The sequence below is a fragment of the Microbacterium yannicii genome (assembly GCF_024055635.1).
Classification (GTDB): Bacteria; Actinomycetota; Actinomycetes; order Actinomycetales; family Microbacteriaceae; genus Microbacterium; species Microbacterium yannicii.
Genome location: NZ_JAMXMB010000006.1, coordinates 193,180 through 210,359, shown reverse-complemented (window position 1 = coordinate 210,359; position 17,180 = coordinate 193,180). Strand labels below are relative to the sequence as shown.

The 17,180-nt window shown below is 70.9% G+C and carries 18 protein-coding genes; 4 read left to right on the top strand and 14 right to left on the bottom strand.

Annotated features, from left to right (window positions below; genetic code table 11):
• The first annotated feature begins 52 nt into the window (after positions 1-52).
• Together NCG93_RS02530 and NCG93_RS02525 are read left to right on the top strand one after the other, a co-directional pair.
• The gene (locus NCG93_RS02530) at positions 53-1,378 is read left to right on the top strand and encodes an acyltransferase family protein (protein ID WP_194415625.1); all 1,326 of its coding nucleotides are present in this window, start codon (positions 53-55) and stop codon (positions 1,376-1,378) included.
• A 5-nt stretch (positions 1,379-1,383) separates the two neighbouring features.
• On the top strand, positions 1,384-2,031 hold the full coding sequence (locus tag NCG93_RS02525; RefSeq protein WP_194415627.1) for a biotin transporter BioY: 648 nt from the start codon (positions 1,384-1,386) through the stop codon (positions 2,029-2,031).
• Between the two features lie 78 nt (positions 2,032-2,109).
• On the opposite strand, the gene NCG93_RS02520 is transcribed toward NCG93_RS02525, so the two are convergent.
• From NCG93_RS02520 to sufB, 12 genes are all read right to left on the bottom strand, one after another.
• Positions 2,110-3,150, bottom strand: coding sequence for an ABC transporter substrate-binding protein (locus tag NCG93_RS02520; RefSeq protein ID WP_194415628.1), 1,041 nt, complete (start codon positions 3,148-3,150; stop codon positions 2,110-2,112).
• A gap of 22 nt (positions 3,151-3,172) precedes the next feature.
• A complete protein-coding gene (locus NCG93_RS02515; protein ID WP_194415630.1) occupies positions 3,173-3,994 on the bottom strand; it encodes an ABC transporter ATP-binding protein in 822 nt (273 codons plus the stop codon).
• A complete protein-coding gene (locus tag NCG93_RS02510) occupies positions 3,991-5,010 on the bottom strand; it encodes a FecCD family ABC transporter permease (RefSeq protein ID WP_194415632.1) in 1,020 nt (339 codons plus the stop codon). Before NCG93_RS02510 ends, NCG93_RS02515 begins: the two co-directional genes overlap by 4 nt.
• Positions 5,007-6,017, bottom strand: coding sequence for a FecCD family ABC transporter permease (locus NCG93_RS02505; RefSeq protein ID WP_194415634.1), 1,011 nt, complete (start codon positions 6,015-6,017; stop codon positions 5,007-5,009). Before NCG93_RS02505 ends, NCG93_RS02510 begins: the two co-directional genes overlap by 4 nt.
• A complete protein-coding gene (locus tag NCG93_RS20285) occupies positions 6,014-6,958 on the bottom strand; it encodes a siderophore-interacting protein (protein WP_194415636.1) in 945 nt (314 codons plus the stop codon). The genes NCG93_RS02505 and NCG93_RS20285 overlap by 4 nt, the downstream gene beginning before the upstream one ends.
• Positions 6,959-7,011: 53 nt before the next feature.
• Positions 7,012-8,379: an MFS transporter gene (locus NCG93_RS02495; RefSeq protein ID WP_252787416.1), complete on the bottom strand. Its 1,368-nt coding sequence runs from the start codon at positions 8,377-8,379 to the stop codon at positions 7,012-7,014.
• An 11-nt stretch (positions 8,380-8,390) separates the two neighbouring features.
• On the bottom strand, positions 8,391-9,551 hold the full coding sequence (locus tag NCG93_RS02490; RefSeq protein ID WP_194415640.1) for a MalY/PatB family protein: 1,161 nt from the start codon (positions 9,549-9,551) through the stop codon (positions 8,391-8,393).
• A 65-nt stretch (positions 9,552-9,616) separates the two neighbouring features.
• Positions 9,617-9,946: a metal-sulfur cluster assembly factor gene (locus NCG93_RS02485; RefSeq protein WP_194415642.1), complete on the bottom strand. Its 330-nt coding sequence runs from the start codon at positions 9,944-9,946 to the stop codon at positions 9,617-9,619.
• A gap of 9 nt (positions 9,947-9,955) precedes the next feature.
• A complete protein-coding gene (sufC, locus tag NCG93_RS02480; protein ID WP_194415644.1) occupies positions 9,956-10,750 on the bottom strand; it encodes a Fe-S cluster assembly ATPase SufC in 795 nt (264 codons plus the stop codon).
• A gap of 15 nt (positions 10,751-10,765) precedes the next feature.
• Positions 10,766-11,095, bottom strand: a complete 330-nt coding sequence (locus NCG93_RS02475) for a non-heme iron oxygenase ferredoxin subunit (protein WP_194415646.1) — start codon at positions 11,093-11,095, stop codon at positions 10,766-10,768.
• A complete protein-coding gene (gene sufD, locus NCG93_RS02470; protein WP_194415648.1) occupies positions 11,092-12,279 on the bottom strand; it encodes a Fe-S cluster assembly protein SufD in 1,188 nt (395 codons plus the stop codon). Before sufD ends, NCG93_RS02475 begins: the two co-directional genes overlap by 4 nt.
• Positions 12,280-13,698 carry a Fe-S cluster assembly protein SufB gene (sufB, locus tag NCG93_RS02465; RefSeq protein ID WP_194415650.1) on the bottom strand — a complete coding sequence of 473 codons (1,419 nt, stop codon included), beginning with the start codon at positions 13,696-13,698 and terminating at the stop codon, positions 12,280-12,282.
• A 258-nt stretch (positions 13,699-13,956) separates the two neighbouring features.
• Between sufB and NCG93_RS02460 the strand changes: the two genes are divergently transcribed.
• Together NCG93_RS02460 and NCG93_RS02455 are read left to right on the top strand one after the other, a co-directional pair.
• The gene (locus NCG93_RS02460) at positions 13,957-14,913 is read left to right on the top strand and encodes a COX15/CtaA family protein (protein WP_194415651.1); all 957 of its coding nucleotides are present in this window, start codon (positions 13,957-13,959) and stop codon (positions 14,911-14,913) included.
• Between the two features lie 94 nt (positions 14,914-15,007).
• Positions 15,008-15,427: a dinucleotide-utilizing enzyme gene (locus tag NCG93_RS02455; RefSeq protein ID WP_194415654.1), complete on the top strand. Its 420-nt coding sequence runs from the start codon at positions 15,008-15,010 to the stop codon at positions 15,425-15,427.
• Positions 15,428-15,496: 69 nt separating this feature from the next.
• On the opposite strand, the gene NCG93_RS02450 is transcribed toward NCG93_RS02455, so the two are convergent.
• Both NCG93_RS02450 and NCG93_RS02445 read right to left on the bottom strand, forming a co-directional pair.
• On the bottom strand, positions 15,497-16,774 hold the full coding sequence (locus NCG93_RS02450) for an RNA polymerase sigma factor (protein ID WP_194415656.1): 1,278 nt from the start codon (positions 16,772-16,774) through the stop codon (positions 15,497-15,499).
• Positions 16,775-16,788: 14 nt separating this feature from the next.
• Entirely contained in the window at positions 16,789-17,142 is a 354-nt protein-coding gene (locus NCG93_RS02445; RefSeq protein WP_194415657.1) for a YciI family protein, read from the bottom strand.
• Positions 17,143-17,180 lie beyond the last annotated feature (38 nt).

Below are 17,180 nucleotides of genomic sequence, written 5' to 3'. Positions count from 1 at the left end.
CGCGGCGTCGTCGCCTCCATAGCCTTCCGGGACACACCCCCGAGGAGGCCTCATGACCACCGTCCGCCCCGCCGCCACCGCGGCCACTCCGACCGCACCGGCCGGCCGAGACCGCACGATCGATCTGATCCGGGCCCTGTGCATCTGCGGGGTGGTGGTCCTGCACGCGATGATGGTCGGCGTCACCGTGACCGATGCCGGCCCGTCGTTCGTGAACGCGAGCGACGGCACCGCGTGGATCGTGCCGCTCAGCTGGGCGCTCCAGGTGATGCCCCTGTTCTTCGCCATCGGCGGATTCTCGGGAGCCACCGCGTTCCGCAGGGCCCGTGCGCGTGGAGCCGACGGCGTCGGCTTCGTCGCGGGCCGCGTCCATCGCCTGCTCCTTCCTGCGATCGTCACGATCGGGGCTGCGGGCGGGTTGCTGGCACTCCTCACGGTGGCCGGTGTGCCCGCCGACCTCGTGACATTGGCCGGGTTCCGGTTCGCGCAGCCCCTCTGGTTCCTCGGCGTCTTCCTCGTGTGCCAGGCGCTGCTTCCCTCGTTGCTGCGCCTGCACGAGACGGCGCCCCTGCGGAGCATCTCGGCCCTCGCCCTACTGGCGGCGGCGGTCGACGTCGCGCGCCTCACGACGGGAGTCGAGGGACTCGGCTTCCTGAACCTGGCGTTCGTCTGGCTGGCGATGCAGCAGCTGGGCTTCTTCCTCGCCGACGGACGGATCGACGCACTCTCGCGGCGGACGCGCGTGCTCTGGCTCGCCGGCGCGATCGCCGGCCTCGCGATCTCGTTCGTGAGCGGCATCCACTCCCCCGACCTGGTCGCCAACATCAACCCGCCCACGACCGCCCTGCTGCTGGTCGGCATCGCGCACACCGCCCTGTTCTCGCTCTTCCGCGCCCCGCTGGCGCGCCTGGCCGCGCGGCGGCTGCCGTCGACGGTGACCGGTTTCGTCACCCCCCGTGCGATGACGGTGTACCTCTGGCACATGCCCGTCCTTCTGGGTCTCGCAGGGCTGACCGCAGCCGCGGGGATGGTGTCCGGAATCCCGCTGCCCGCCGTCGACAGCGCCGCCTGGTGGCTCACGCGGCCGCTCTGGCTGGTGCTGGCGCTCACGACGACGGCGCTCGTCGCGCGGTGGCTCGCGCCCGTCGAGGCCGCGCCCGCGCCTGCTCCTGCGCGGTCCGCCTGGTGGGTGGCCGTCGCCGTCGTCGTGGGCACCGCCGCCGTCGCGCTGCTCCTGGCCACCGGCACCTCGGTCGTCGCCGCGGCGCTCGCGGTCGCACTGCTCGGGGTCGCCCTGCGTAGTGGAAGGCGGACAGCGGATCGGCCGATCATTGGTGGACGCCGTCTAAGTAGCCCCGCACGGGTCGCCCTAGGCTGAGTGCCATGTCATCCATCGCCGCCGCCCCGACCGCCTCCGCAGGAGCCCGTCGCGTGCTCGCCGACGTCATCGCCCGCCCGTCGTCACGCGCTCGCGCCTTCGCCCTCGACGCCGCTCTCGTCCTCACCGGCGCGGCCATCGTGTCTCTCCTCGCCCAGGTCGAGATCCCGCTCTGGCCCGTCCCCATCACCGGCCAGACGCTCGGCGTCATCGTGGTCGGCGCCGCCCTCGGCGCCTGGCGTGGCGCTGCGGCCCTCACGACCTACATGGTCGCGGGACTGGCCGGGCTCCCGGTCTTCGCCGGGTTCACGGGAACGCTCGCGGCCATCGGCAAGCCCAGCTTCGGATTCGTGATCGGCTTCATCTTCTCGGCGTTCGTCGCCGGCTGGTTCGCCGAACGCGCGTGGGATCGCCGCCCCGCGCTGGCGTTCCTCGGCTTCGCAGCGGCCAGCGCCGTGCCGTTCCTGTTCGGCATCCCCTACATGGCGTTCATCCTGAACGTCGTGATGGGACTCGACTACTCGTTCGGCGCGCTCCTCGAGGCGGGCCTTCTCCCCTTCCTCGTCGGCGGCCTCGTGAAGGCCGCGCTCGCCGCGGCGATCATTCCCGGCGCGTGGGCGCTCGTGCGCGCGGCGGACAAGACCAAGAAGTGAGCGGATGCCGCGGCCCGCGGCATCCGGAATCGACGAAAGCCCCGGCAACAGCCGGGGCTTTCGTGTGCTCGGGAGGGATCAGCCCTTCGCGACAGCGGTCGCGGTCGCGAGCTGTTCGACGATGTCGGGCAGGATCCACGGCAGGGTGAGCGCGGTCGGCGAGATCGCGGCGACGTTCTCCTCGCCCACGATGGCGCCCACAGCGCCCGCGGCGACAGCGGGGATCAGCTTGGTGCGGTCGGACGTGAGGAAGGTCTGGAGCTGCCCCTCGGTGTCGACCTGCGTGAAGATCACCTCCGCGTCGATCTGGTCGAGGTTCTCGCTGCTCACGGTGGTGTAGAACGTCGACTCGCCGGTGTCGAGGTCGGTCACTGCGGGCGCCGTGACGAAGCCCAGGTCCTCGAGGATCTCGACGCGCGCGTCCGCCGGCAGGTACAGGTAGAACGTGTCGACATCGTCGGCCGCGTAGGCGATCGTGGTGCCCTCGAACTCCGGGTGCTCGGCGGCGGCGTCGGCGATCTGCTGGTCGAGGTCGGCGAGCACCTGCTCTGCCTCGGCGTCCAGTCCCAGGGCCTTGCCGGTCTCGGTGATGACGTCACGCCACGGAGTCGCCCAGAGAGCCTCCTCGGGCGCGACCACCGGGATGCCGGCGCCGGTCACGGCGTCGTACTCCTCCTGCGTGAGGCCCGAGTACGGCGCGATGAGCACATCGGGGTCGGCGGCGAGCAGCTCTTCGACCGACAGCTCGTACGTCGCGTTGTCGAGGATCACCGGCTCCTCGCCGCCGAGGTCGGCGATCGCCTCCTCGACCCACGGCGTGATGCGGTCGTCGCCCCCGCCGTAGTCCATGGACGCGATGGCCACCGGCACGATGCCGAGCGCGAGGACGGCGTCGGTGGCACCCCAGCCCCACGTGGCGACACGCTCGGGCGCGTCCTCGATCACCGTCTCGCCGTAGATGTGCTCGAACGTGACGGGGAAGCTCGCGGACGAGCCGGCGGCGGCACCGGAGGTGTCCGACGTGTCGGGCTCGGCGGTGCCGGCGCAGCCGGACAGCACGAGCCCGCCGGCCACCGTGAGCGCGGCGAGGGCGCTCAGGCGGGAGGTCAGTGCGGACATGGTGTTCTTCCTTTCGACGGCGTCACGCCTCGTCCGCGGCGGCATGAGCGCCGCCGGGAACGGGGATGACGAGGGGGGTGGAGGTGAGGGGATCGGGGATCACGAGCGCGTCGAGGTCGAACGCCTGCGAGATCACCTCGCGCGTCAGCACATCGGCGGGCGTGCCGTGGGCGACGACGCGTCCGCCGCTCATCACGACGAGGTCGTCGGCGTAGCGTGCGGCGAGATTCAGCTCGTGGAGGACGACGACGATGGTCGTGCCGTCGGTGCGGTTGAGCGTGCGCAGCAGATCGAGCACCTCGATCTGGTGGCTGAGATCGAGGAAGGTGGTGGGCTCGTCGAGGAGCAGCACGCGCGGCTCCTGAGCGAGGGCCATCGCGATCCACACCCGCTGTCGCTGTCCGCCCGACAGGTCGCCGACAGGTCGGTCGGCGAGCGCCGCGACGCCCGTCTTGGCCATCGCGTCGTCCACGCGCGCGGTGTCGGCGGCGCTCCACCGCTGGAACACGCCACGGTGGGGGTGCCGGCCGCGCGATACCAGCTCGGCCACGGTCAGACCCTCGGGAGCGGTCGGATGCTGCGGCAGCAGGCCGACCGTCTGGGCGAACCGTCGCCGGGGCAGCGTCGAGATGTCGACACCGTCGAGCTCGACCGCGCCGCCGAGCGGGGCGTTGACCCGGGCGAGGACGCTCAGCAGCGTCGACTTGCCGCAGGCATTGGCACCGATGATCATCGTGATGCGCCCGGGCGCGAAGTCGAGGTCGAGATCCTCGATGACGCGCCTGCCGGGATATCCGGCGGCGAGCCCTCGTGCGCTCAGGCGCGGGGCGGATTCGGTGGTCACAGCTGTCGTCCTTTCGAGGTGGCGAGCAGCCACAGGAGGAACACGGCTCCGACGGCGCCGGTCACCACGCCGACCGGCACGGAGACGCCAGGGAGTGCGAACTGCGCCACGAGGTCCGCCGCGGAGAGCAGGACGGCGCCGATGGCGGCGCTCGTGCCGATGCCGACGGACCCGTGCCCCAGCAGCGGTCGCGCGATCGCCGGTGCGCACAGGGCGATGAACGAGATCGGCCCGACGAAGGCGCACGTGACGGCGGTGAGCAGCACGGCGGTGAGCACGGCGACCAGGCGCACCCGGGACGACGTGACGCCCAGCGATGCCGCCGTCGGGGCGCCCATCTGCGTGAGGGGCAGCCACCTGGCGCACGCGACGACAGCCGGGGTGGCGGCGATCACGACGACGAGCACCGTCACGACGTTCCACCAGGGCGTGGACGCCAGGCTGCCCGTGAGCCAGATGAGCGCTGCCTGCGCCAGTTCCACCTGGGCGCGCACCATGAGGAAGTTGGTGATCGCGACGGACAGGAACGCCACGCCGACGCCCGCGAGGATGAGCCGATAGCCGCCGTCCGCCCGATGCCGCCCGGCGAGCAGCAGGAAGGCCGCGACGACGATGCCGCCGCCGAACGCCGCGAGGGCCAGCAGCGGTCCCGTCACGCCGAGGACGAGGATCGCGAACACGGCGGCGACCCCCGCTCCGCCGCTGATGCCGAGCAGATCAGGACTCGCGAGCGGATTGCGCAGCAACGACTGCAGCAGGGCGCCTGCGGCTCCGAGCGAGGCGCCGACGAGCAGCGCCATCACGAGGCGCGGGGCGCGCACCTGGAACAGCACGTAGGCCTGCGCGCGATCCCCGCCTCCCCACAGGGTGCGCCACAGCTCGTCGAGCGTCATCGGATAGTCGCCGATCGACAGCGAGACGACGGCGACGACGAGGAGCGCGACGAGCGCCGAAGCGACCACGAGGCCGCGGCGCCGGCGCACACGGGAGCGGATGACCAGGACGGACGAGGTCATAGCGTCACCCGCCCGGGTCGCAGCACGATGGATATCAGCACCGGAGCACCCACGAACGCGACGACGAGACCCGCCTGCACCTCGCCCGGCAGCGCGATCACCCGCCCCAGCACGTCGGCGGCCAGCAGCACGATGGCTCCCGCCGGGGCGCCGATGGCGAGCAGCCAGCGGTAGTCGCCCCCGACCAGGGCGCGCAGGGCGTGCGGCACCAGCAGGCCGACGAACACGATGGGCCCGGCGATCGCCGTCGCTCCCCCGCACAGCAGCACCGTTGCGATCATGCCGAGCACGCGGGTGCGGGAGACGCTGTGCCCGAGGCCGGTCGCGGTGTCGTCGCCGAGCGCCATGAGGTCGAGTCCGCGAGCCGACGCGAAGGCGATGACGGCGCCGGCGATGATCGGCACCGCCACGACCGCCACCGTGTCGAGCCCGCGCACCGTGAGCCCGCCGACCTGCCAGTAGCGGAACACGTCGAACGCGGTGATCGACGTGGTCAGGATGAGCGTCGTGACGGCGGTCAGTCCCGCGGTCACGGCGGCGCCCGTGAGCGCCAGCTTCGCCGGACTCGAGCCGTCCGGCCCCCGCGTGCCGATGAGCCCCACGACGACCGCGGCGATCGCCGCGCCCGCGAAGGCGAACCACACGAAGCCGCTCGGCGAGGTGATGCCCCACAGCGTGATCGCCGCGAGCACGGCGACCGATGCGCCGGCGTTGACGCCCAGCAGGCCGGGATCGGCCAGCGGGTTGCGCGTGAGCCCCTGCATCAGCGTGCCCGCGAGCGCGAGCGCGGCCCCGGCGAGGATGCCGATCACGGTGCGGGGCACGCGCTGGGTGAGGATCACGGTGTGGTCGTTGAGCGAGAGATCGGGACGCAGCAGGGCGTCGAGGACCACCGCCGGCGCGACGGGGCGCGCACCGATCATCAGGCTGGCGAGGATCATGAGCGCCAGCCCAACGATCGCGAGGAGCAGCAGAAGACGCCCGCGCCGATCGCGAGCCGTCGTCATTCCTGTCGCTCGGACTGCCCGAGGCGCCAGTACCCCATGAAAGCCACACGCTTCCGGTCGACGCCGCAGCCCTGCACCAGGTGGCGACGCAGACCCTTGACCATGGCCGCCTCCCCCGCGATCCACGCGTAGAACTCGCCTTCCGAGTCCTCGGGGCTGTCCCACAGCAGATCGACGTCGACATCGACATCGGCCAGCTCCTGCCGGCGCGGCGCCGCCGCACGCGTCAGCACGTCGGCGTTCCCCGCCGCCCACGCCGTGACGGCGTCGGCGAGTGCGGCGCCGTGCGCACGAGCACCGCGCTCGAGCCAGGTCACCCGGAAGGTGCCGGGCACATCGATCGTCAGCGCGTCGGCGGCCGTGGGCACCTCGATGAAGACGTCGACGTCGAACGCGCCGTCGAGCGATTCGAGGATGCCCGCGATCGCCGGAGCCGCCGTCTCGTCGCCCGCCAGCAGCACACGGCGAGCGGTGCCGGGGTGCCAGTCGAGTCCGACCCGATAGGCCTCGCTGCGCTGGTCCGGACCGACGATGACGAGCTCCTGGCCGACGGCGGCCTGCTCTGCCCAGCTGCCCGCGGGTCCCGCATCGTGGTGCACGACGAAATCGACGTCCAGCCGGCGCCGCGCGGGGTCGACCCGGCGGACCGTGTAGGTGCGCAGTGCGCCGCGCCGCTCACCCGGCAGCTCGCGCCAGATCGTGTACCAGTCCCCCGCGTCGATCACCGTCTCGTCGTGCTGGCCGATGTCGCTGAGCGATCCGTCGGCGAGCGGCAGGATGAGCTTGATGCGCTGGTCGAGTCCCGCCGTCCCGAAGACATCGAAATCCGGTCCGGTGAACGTCACCCGTACGAAGTGCGGCGACAGCCGCTGCACCCCGGCCACGGTGGCGGCATACGGGCGATACGCGGGGCGGGTGGCGATCGCAGACGAAGAAGTCACACGGTAAGGGTAGCCTTACCTCTCAATCCGCGCCAAATCGGACGGTGCGGCCGTCACGCGTCCCCGCGGTCGGCCACCTCATGCGCATGACCGAGGCGGAGGCCCGGCACCAGCGCGCCGAGCGCGAGCACCACGGCGATCGCGAACACGGCCGGGAATCCGGCATCCGTCCCCACGAGTGCGGTGAAGACCAGCCCCATCACGGCGATCGACGACGCCGAGCCGACGGCGTCCGAGATCGACAGCGCCGACGAGTTGAACCCCTGGTTCTGCGTCGTCGAGTACGCCAGCGTCAGAACGGTGAGCCGGGGGTACATGAGACCCATGCCGCCTCCCGCCAGACCCCACCCGGCGATGAGCACGGCGGGGTGCAGTCCGAGGAGCGCCGTGCTCGCCGCGATGACCAGCGAGGTGACGAGCAGTGCGGTGCCGACGAGCGTGATGCGCGCGTTACCGATCCGGTCGCCGAACCGCCCCTGCACATCTGCTGCGCCCGCCCACGCGAGGGCTGCCGCGGTGAGGCCGAGCCCCGCCCAGGTGGGCGAGAACCCGTACTCGTCGATGAGCAGGTACGGCACGTAGATCTCGGCGCCGAAAAGCGCACCGGCGATCAAGCCCCGCATGAGCACGACGCTCGGCAGACCGCGGGCGGCCACCAGCGTGCCGCGCGGCAGGAGCGGCCGCGATGCGAGCGCGATGACGACGACGGATGCTGCCACCGCCGCCCAGGCCCACGTCTCGAGTTCACCCGCCAGGCTGAGACCCAGTGCACCGACCGCCACGGCCACGGCGCAGGCCAGGCGCGGTGCGACGCGCGACGTCGCCGGCTCGTCGGTGTGCAGCGGAAGCCCGTGCAGGCGGACGACCACCATGGCGAAGGCGACGACGGTGAGTGCGGCGACCCCGAGGAAGACCCATCGCCAGTGGAGGAACTCGGTGACGGCTCCCGCCAGGAACGGCCCGATGAGCGAGGGCACGACCCAGGCCGCCGAGAAGGCGGCGAACACGCGGCCGTGCATCGCACCCGGATAGACGCGGGCGACGACGACGTACAGTGCCACCGTCTGCCCGCCGGTGCCGAGGCCCTGCACCAGCCGCCCGGCGACCAATGCGGGCATCGTCAGGGCGAGGCCCGAGATCAGGAGCCCGACGACGAACAGTGCCACGGCCGTGCTCAACGGTGCGAGCACACCACCGCGGTCGCACCAGGCGCCGACCGCCACCATGCCGATGACGCTCGTGGCGAGCGTTCCGGCGAACGCCACGGCGTAGAGCCGTTCACCGTCGAGATCGGCGCTCACCACGGGCATCACGGTGGTGACGGCGAGCGACTGCATGGCGGCGAGGAAGATCAGCGCCACAGCGCCGACGGTCACCCACACATAGCGGGCGCTCCAGATGCCGGTTCCGGCTCCGGCCACGCCGGCGCCGCTCATGACCTGGTGAGGGCGCCGATACGCTCTACGGCCTCGCGCAGCAGCTCCGGCGCGCAGCCGAAGTTGATCCGCACGTGCCCTGCGCCCTCGGCTCCGAACAGCGGTCCGTGATGCAGTGCCACCTTCGCGTCGCGCAGCACCTTCACCGCGGGATTGTCGCCCCAGCCGTAGGCCGACAGGTCGACCCACGCGAGGAAGCCGGCATCGGGCGGCAGGTAGCGTGCCAGCGGCACGTGCTCGGCCAACAGCTCCGCCAGGAGCCGGCGATTGGCGTCGAGAGCGGCCAGCAGGCTCGCGAGCCACTCGTCGCTCTCGGGCGAGTAGGCGGCGACGTTCGAGAGCGCCCCGAACAGACCGGTGCGCCACTCGACCTCCCACGGCAGAGAGCGCAGCGCCGCCCGCTGGGTGTCGCCGCCGGCGACCATCACCGCGCATTTGAGGCCGGCGAGGTTGAACGTCTTGCTGGCGCTGGTGACCGCGTAGCCCACCCGCCGTGCCGCATCGGAGGCGGCCAGGAAGGGGATGAACGCCGTCGGCGCGTAGGTCAGCGGTCCGTGGATCTCATCGCTGATGACCGTCGCGCCGAACCTTTTGGCCACTTCGGCCAGCGCCGCCAGGCTCTCCCTGGTGTGCACGGTGCCCGTCGGATTGTGCGGGTTGCACAGGAGCACGGCCCGTGCGCCGCCCGCGAGAGCCGCCTCCACCCCGGTGAGGTCGATCGCCCAGCCGGCGTCGGTCGCGGCGAGCGGAACACGCTCGACCACGCCCCCGGCCTCCTCGACGGTGTCGTAGAACGGCGGGTACACGGGAGGCATGACCACGACACGGTCGCCGGGCTCGATCACGGTGCGGAGGATCTCGACGACGCCCATCATCACATCGCCCGTCCAGAAGACGTCGGACGGATCGACGCTCCACGCCCAGCGACGCTGGGCGAAGCCCGCGAAGGCCTCGCGGACACCCGGGTCGGGCGGCGTGTAGCCGGTGTCGCCGAGCTGCACCGCGCGCGTCAGCACGCGTGTGATCCCGGGAGCCAGCGCGTAGTCCGTCTCGGCCACGAAGAACGGCAGCACGTCTTCCCCGTACTTCCGCCACTTCGTGCTCGTGCGCTGGCGCAGCTCGTCGAGGGGCAGTGCTTGCAGGGGGGTGACGCTCACTCTTCGACCATATCGAGCGACGGCCTCAGGGCGCCGCCCGGCGTCACCGTCGGAAACGCTCGGCGTCAGATCGCGAAGCCGAGCGCGCGCATCATGTCGCGCCCGTCGTCGGTGATGCGCTCCGGACCCCACGGCGGCATCCACACCCAGTTGATGCGGAACCGCTCGACGATGTCGTCGAGCGCCTGTGCGGTCTGCTCCTCGAGCACGTCGGTGAGCGGGCAGCCGGCCGAGGTGAGGGTCATGTGGATGACCAGCGCGTCGTTCTCGTCGTCCCACGCAAGGTCGTAGATGAGGCCCAGGTCGACGACGTTGATCCCGAGCTCCGGATCCATGACGTCCTTGAGAGCCTCGGTCACCTCGTCGTACTTCTCGGAAGTGAGGGTCGCCGTCATAGGTCGATCCTACGCTTCACCGGCGATGGGGGCTCCGGCCGGCTCTTCTTCGCCCGCGGGCAGGAAGCGGTCGTAGCCCTCGTCCTCGAGGCGGTCGGCCAGTTCCGGCCCGCCCTCTTCGACGATGCGCCCCTGCACCATGACGTGCACGAAATCGGGGTGGATGTAGCGCAGGATGCGCGTGTAGTGCGTGATGAGCAGCACACCGAGGTCGTTGTCGGCCTTGGCGCGGTTGACGCCCTCCGAGACGATCTTCAGCGCGTCGACGTCGAGACCGGAGTCCGTCTCGTCGAGCACGGCGATCTGCGGCTTGAGCAGCTCGAGCTGGAGGATCTCGTGGCGCTTCTTCTCGCCGCCCGAGAAGCCCTCGTTGACGTTCCGCTGCGCGAACTTGGGGTCCATGCGCAGGTTCTTCATCGACGCCTTGACGTCCTTGGTCCACGTGCGGATCGACGGCGCCTCGCCGTCGATCGCGGTCTTCGCGGTGCGGAGGAAGTTCGTGACGGTCACGCCGGGGATCTCGACCGGGTACTGCATGGCCAGGAACAGCCCCGCGCGCGCCCGCTCGTCGACCGACATCGCGAGGACGTCCTCGCCGTCGAGCGTGATCGAGCCGCTCGTGACGTTGTACTTGGGGTGACCGGCGATCGTGTAGGCGAGCGTCGACTTGCCCGAGCCGTTGGGGCCCATGATCGCGTGGGTCTCGCCCGTGCGGATCGTCAGCGACAGGCCGTTGAGGATCGGGGTGGTGCCGGCATCCGTCTCGACCGTCACATGGAGGTCGCGGATCTCGAGAACAGACATTCTTCAGTACCTTCTTCAGTTCACTTCGAGCGTGACGGTCGCGTCGACGAGCACGTCGTCGCCGTCGACGGTGACCGCGAACACGGGGACCGGCTCGTACGCGGGGAGGTTGAGGGGCTTGCCGGTGCGCAGCGAGAACGCCGAGCCGTGGGCCCAGCACTCGAGCGAGTCGCCGTCGACGAAGCCCTCGGAGAGCGAGATGTCGCCATGGGTGCAGACGTCGCCGATGGCATGCACCTCGCCGCTGGAATCCCGCACGAGGGCGATCGCGACGCCGTCGATCTCGACGCGGCGCGCCTCGTCCTGGACGAGGTCGCTGAGGGCGCACACGCGCTGCGCGGTCATCGTGCGGTCTCCTTGGCGAGTTCTTCCTCGATGGCGGAGATCAGCTCCGCCTCGAGGTCTGCGACACCGATCTTCTGCACGATCTCGGCGAGGAAGCCGAGCACGACCAGCCGCCGCGCCTCGTCCTCGGCAATGCCGCGGGCCTGCAGGTAGAACAGCTGCTCGTCGTCGAAGCGCCCGGTGGCGCTCGCGTGCCCCGCGCCGCGGATGTCGCCGGTCTCGATCTCCAGGTTGGGGATCGACTCGGCGCGCGCGCCTTCGGTCAGGACCAGGTTGCGGTTGGCCTCGTAGGAGTCGGTGGCCACGGCATCCGGTCCGATGAGGACGTCACCGATCCACACGGTGCGTGCCGCGGCGCCCTGAAGAGCGCTCTTGTACAGCACGTCGCCCGAGGTCTCGGCGCCCTTGTGGTGCAAGTACACCTGGCTCTCGAGGTGCTGCCCCGAATCGGCGTAGCTGAGTCCGTAGAGTTCGGCGCGCGAACCGGTGCCGGCGAGCTCCACCGTCGGGTTGACGCGCACGACGCCGCCGCCGAAGCTCACCACGACGTGGCGGAGGGTGGCATCGCGCTCGACGCGAGCCTGATGGGAGGCCACGTGCACGGCGTCGTCGTCCCAGCGCTGAACGGTCACGAGCTCCAGGTGTGCGCCCTCGCGCACGATGATCTCGACGTTCTGCGCGTGCTGGGCGGTGCCGCTGTGGCGGAACACCACGGTGGCGTGCGAGTTCGCCTGCGCCTCGACCACGACGTGGGCGTGCGCCAGGCCGCCGGTGCCCGTGAGCGAGACCACGATGGGCTCGGCGTACTCGGCGCCGGCCGGGATCCGCAGCAGCGGCGCCTCGGTCTCCTGCTTCCAGGCGATCGCGCTCGGCAGGTCCTCGGGTCGGAACACCTCGCCGCGGGGCGCGGTGCCGACGGTCAGGCGCTCCTGCACCAGGCTGGCCGGCGCATCGACCTCGACCTGGATGATGCCGTGCGGACCGGCCTCGTCGACGAACAGCGGCTGGACCTTGGCGGTCGGCGTGTGCTTCCAGTTGACCTCGCGCCCGGTGGGGACCTCGAAGTCGGCGGGGTCGAACGACCAGGGACGCTCGGAGCGGGTCTGAACCGGCACGAACGCACCGGCGCCATCGGTGTGGCCCTTCGCGCCGGGAATGGTGGGGGCCTCGGTGGTGGGGCTCATCTAGCCGACGGATCCTTCCATGCCCATCTCGATGAGCTTGTTGAGTTCGAGCGCGTACTCCATGGGCAGCTCACGGGCGATCGGCTCGATGAAGCCGCGCACGATCATCGCCATGGCCTCGTCCTCCGGCATCCCGCGGCTCATGAGATAGAAGAGCTGCTCCTCGCTGACCTTCGAGACCGTCGCCTCGTGGCCGAGCTGCACGTCGTCGACGCGGATGTCGATCGCCGGGTACGTGTCGGAACGCGAGATCGTGTCGACCAGCAGCGCGTCGCAGCGCACGGTGTTCGCCGAGTGGTGAGCGTTCGCATCCACGCGCACCTCGCCGCGGTAGCCCGCGCGGCCGCCGCCGCGGGCGATCGACTTCGACACGATCGACGACTGCGTGTACGGCGCCATGTGGATCATCTTCGCGCCGGCGTCCTGGTGCTGACCCGGACCGGCGAAGGCGACCGACAGCGTCTCGCCCTTGGCGTGCTCGCCCATCAGGAAGATCGACGGGTACTTCATCGTGACCTTCGAGCCGATGTTGCCGTCGATCCACTCCATCGTCGCGCCCTCGTGCGCCACGGCGCGCTTGGTGACGAGGTTGTAGACGTTGTTCGACCAGTTCTGGATCGTCGTGTAGCGCACACGGGCGTTCTTCTTGACGATGATCTCGACCACGGCCGAGTGCAGCGAGTCGCTCTTGTAGATCGGGGCGGTGCAGCCCTCGATGTAGTGCACGTACGAGCCCTCGTCGGCGATGATGAGCGTCCGCTCGAACTGGCCCATGTTCTCGGTGTTGATGCGGAAGTACGCCTGCAGCGGGATCTCGACGTGCACGCCCGGCGGCACGTAGACGAACGAGCCGCCCGACCAGACGGCGGTGTTGAGGGCCGCGAACTTGTTGTCACCGGCCGGGATGACCGTGCCGAAGTACTCCTCGAAGAACTCGGGGTGCTCGCGCAGCGCGGTGTCGGTGTCCATGAAGATGACACCCTGCTTCTCGAGCTCTTCATTGATCTGGTGGTAGACGACCTCGGACTCGTACTGCGCCGCGACACCGGCGACCAGGCGAGCGCGCTCGGCCTCGGGGATGCCGAGCTTCTCGTACGTGTTGCGGATGTCTTCGGGAAGCTCTTCCCACGACCCCGCCTGCTTCTCGGTGGAGCGCACGAAGTACTTGATGTTGTCGAAGTCGATCTCGCTGAGGTCGGCGCCCCAGGTCGGCATCGGCTTGCGGCCGAAGAGCTGATAGCCCTTCAGCCGGGTCTTCAGCATCCATTCGGGCTCGTCCTTGAGCGTGGAGATTCCACGCACGACGGACTCGTCGATGCCGCGCTTCGCCACGGCACCCGCGGCGTCGGCATCATGCCACCCGAACTCGTAGACACCCAGGCTGTCCAGCTCCGGGCGGTCGATCAGCACATCAGACATCGTCACGTTCTCCTCCGGGTCCTAGCGGTGTGATCCGCCCCGGCATCCGCGATCTCCGGTGGAGATACCGGAGGGGGGATGCCGCTTCTCGGGCCCTCTCAAGCGGCGCCGATCATCGCGCCTAGACTGTCAGTGGTGCGCGGTGCGAGGAACTGCACCGCCACCGACCCCTCGATTCTACAGGTTCCACCCCGACGCGGACGCGCCCCGTACGTCTCGCACGGCATCAGGAGCCTCTGCCAGGAGGCGACCACACGCATGTCCGCGCCACAGTCCACGACGACCGCCCCCGGAATCCGGCAGCGCTTCTGGCTCTGGCTGCCGGATCGGGTGGACCGCCGCGTCATCGCGGCGGCGTGGGCGACGCTGGTGGTGCAGATCGGCATCGTCGGAACCGGCGGTCTGGTGCGCCTCACCGGATCGGGTCTCGGCTGCGACACCTGGCCGCGGTGCAACGCGGACTCGTTCGTCCCGGTCCCCGAGGTGTCAGGCGTTCACGGCTTCATCGAGTTCGGCAACCGCCTGCTGACCTTCGTGCTGGTGGCGGTCGCGATCATCATGTTCCTGTTCGTGGTCCGCATGCGCCGCGAGCGTCGTGACCTCTTCTGGCTCTCACTGCTCATCGGCCTCTACGTGCCGCTGCAGGCCGTCATCGGCGGCATCACCGTGCTGACCGACCTCAACCCCTACGTCGTGGGACTGCACTACTTCGCCTCGGTGCTGCTGGTGGCGCTGTCGGCGGTGCTCGTCGTGCGTGTCTATGCCGAGCCCGGTCCGCGCGTGCGCGCGGTGCCCCGGTGGTTCGCGGCGGTGACGCATGTCACGACGGCGTTCGTCCTCCTCACCGTCATCGTGGGCATCCTGGTGACCGGCTCCGGTCCGCATGCCGGCGACGGAGGCGCCGCACGCAACGGCTTGAACCCCGAGCTCATGCAGCACATCCACGCGTGGCCGGCGTACATCACGTTCGCGCTCACCCTGGTGCTGGTGGCCGGCTCCTGGCGCACTCCCCCGGCCCTGCGCCTGCGGCTGTGGACGCTGCTCCTCCTGGGCGTCGAGCTCGTTCAGATCGCGGTCGGACTCTGGCAGGCGCGCACAGGCCTGCCGATCGTGCTCGTCAACATCCACATGGTTCTGGCCGTCGGCCTCGTCGCCGCGATGACCGCGGTCGTGATGCACCTGAAGGCGCCGGCGCGCGCGGCCGTCCACAGCTGATCCATAGCAACCGGATTGGCGTCGCACGGACTCCTTTGCCAGGGTGGGATGCCGCGGCCACCACGGGTCGCGCATCCCGAGGAGTGATCGACACATGTCCACCCGTCCCCGTCTCATCCGCAGCATCCCGTTCTGGGGCCTCGTCGTCGTCTCCCTGGCGACCGCCGCCGGCGGCTGGTTCATCACCACCGACAAGATCGCCTCGATGACGACGACCCTGACCGATGGCACCGCGACCGGCGTCGACGTCTACGTCGGCCAGTCGATCGCGCAGCTCGGCGGGATCCTCATCGGCGCCGGCGTCATCGGCATCCTCCTCGCCCTCGGCATCGCCGCCCTCTCCACGCTGCGCCCGCACGCGCCGGTGGAGGTCGTCGAGCCCATCGACTGGAGCGCCGAGACCGAGACCGCCGCGGCGGCCCCCGAGGCGACCGAGCCGGCCCGGGCCGAAGACGCGCCCGCTGTCGAGGCCGCGCCGGCCGTCGAGGCCGACGCCCCCGTCGCCTCGCGCTGACACCACGACGAAGCCGCAGGGAGCCTCGTGCTCTCTGCGGCTTCGTCGTATCCGCGGGCGCCGCGGCCGTCAGGCCAGCGACCGAGCCCGCGCCGTCTGCTCCTGCAGCCGCTGCCGCTCCGCTTCGCTCCCGGCGAGCCGGGCGGCTTCCGCGTAGGCGTCGGCCGCCTCGGCCCAGCGGCCGAGATCCATGAGGAACGCCGCCCGCGCGGCGGGAAGGTACGGGTACCGCATGAGCGCAGGCTCATGGGCGACCGCGTCGACCGCCGCCAGCCCGGCCGCGGGGCCGTCGCGCATGCCGATCGCGACAGCGCCGTTGAGAGCGACCACGGGGCTCTGCCAGGCCTGAGCGAGCAGCCGGTAGAGGACGGCGATCCGCGTCCAGTCGGTGTCGGCCCACGTCGGCGCCTGCGCGTGCACGGCGGCGATGGCAGCCGAGATCGCAAAGCGGTCCACCGCTCCGGCCGAGGCCGTCGCGAGCAGGCCGAGCCCCTCGTCGATCAGGGCCCGGTCCCATCGGGAGCGATCCTGATCGGCGAGCAGCTCGTCGCGGGTGTCGCGGCGGGCGTCGATGAGCAGCATGAGGGCGAGCAGCCCCGCCACCGAGCGGTCGGCGGGCAGCAGTCCGCGCAGCATGCGCGTCAGCGCGATGGACTCCTCCACCAGATCCGCCCGGACGACGGCATCCCCCGAGGGCGGCGCGTGCCCGACGGTGAAGACGAGGTACAGCACATCGCAGACCACCCCGACGCGCTCGGGAAGCTCCCAGGCCTCCGGCACGCGGAAGGGGATGCGTGCCGTCGCGATCTTGCGCTTCGCGCGCGTCACGCGGGCGGCCATCGCGGACTCGCCCAGGAGGAAGGCCGCCGCGATGTCGGCGGTCGACACGCCGCACACCAGCCGCAGCGTGAGCGCGACCTGCGCCTCGCGGGCGAGGGCGGGGTGGCAGCAGGTGAAGATCAGCCGCAGCCGATCGTCCGAGTGCCACGATGCGCCGTCGTCGGGCAGATCCTCCCGGACGAGCAGCGGGAGGCGGCGCCGCAGGGCCGTCTCCCGCCGGAGCACGTCCCTCGCGCGGTTGGCGGCGACGGTCGTCAGCCACGCACCCGGACGATCCGGGATGCCGCGGCTCGGCCACAGATCGACCGCACGCGTGAACGCCTCCTGCGCGCACTCCTCGGCGAGGTCGAGGTCACCGGTGAGCCGCGCCGTCGCCGCGACGACCGCCGCCCACTCGGAGCGGTGGGCGTCGGCGAGGGCGGCGTGCACGACGTCCGGAGCCGCCGACGGCCCGGCTGAGCCGGGCCCCCCGGACGCTCCGCGCGCCGCACCGGATGGAGGGGACATGGCGACCATCGCGTTCAGGAGTGGTCGACCAGCGGCTGCACCTGCACGCCGCCGTGCTGCTCGGAGGTCTCATGCAGCAGTCCGGCCAGACGGAGCGCCGCGTCGAGGTCCGGCACGTCGACGAGGTAGAACCCGCCGAGGACCTCCTTCGTCTCCAGGAAGGGGCCGTCCGTCACGAGCGGTTGCTCCCCACCCGGACGCAGGCTGGTCGCCATGCGGCTCGACTCGAGCTCGCCCGATGAGATGATCACCGAGCCGGCGCGCTCGCGGAACTCGGCGTGGCCGGCGTCGACCGCCCGCCTCTCGTCTTCGCTGCGCGCATCCCACTGCGCCTCATCGCCGTAGATCAGGATCAGATACTGCGCCATGTCGTCCTCCTTCGCCGTCGAGGAGCATTGTGCCCCTC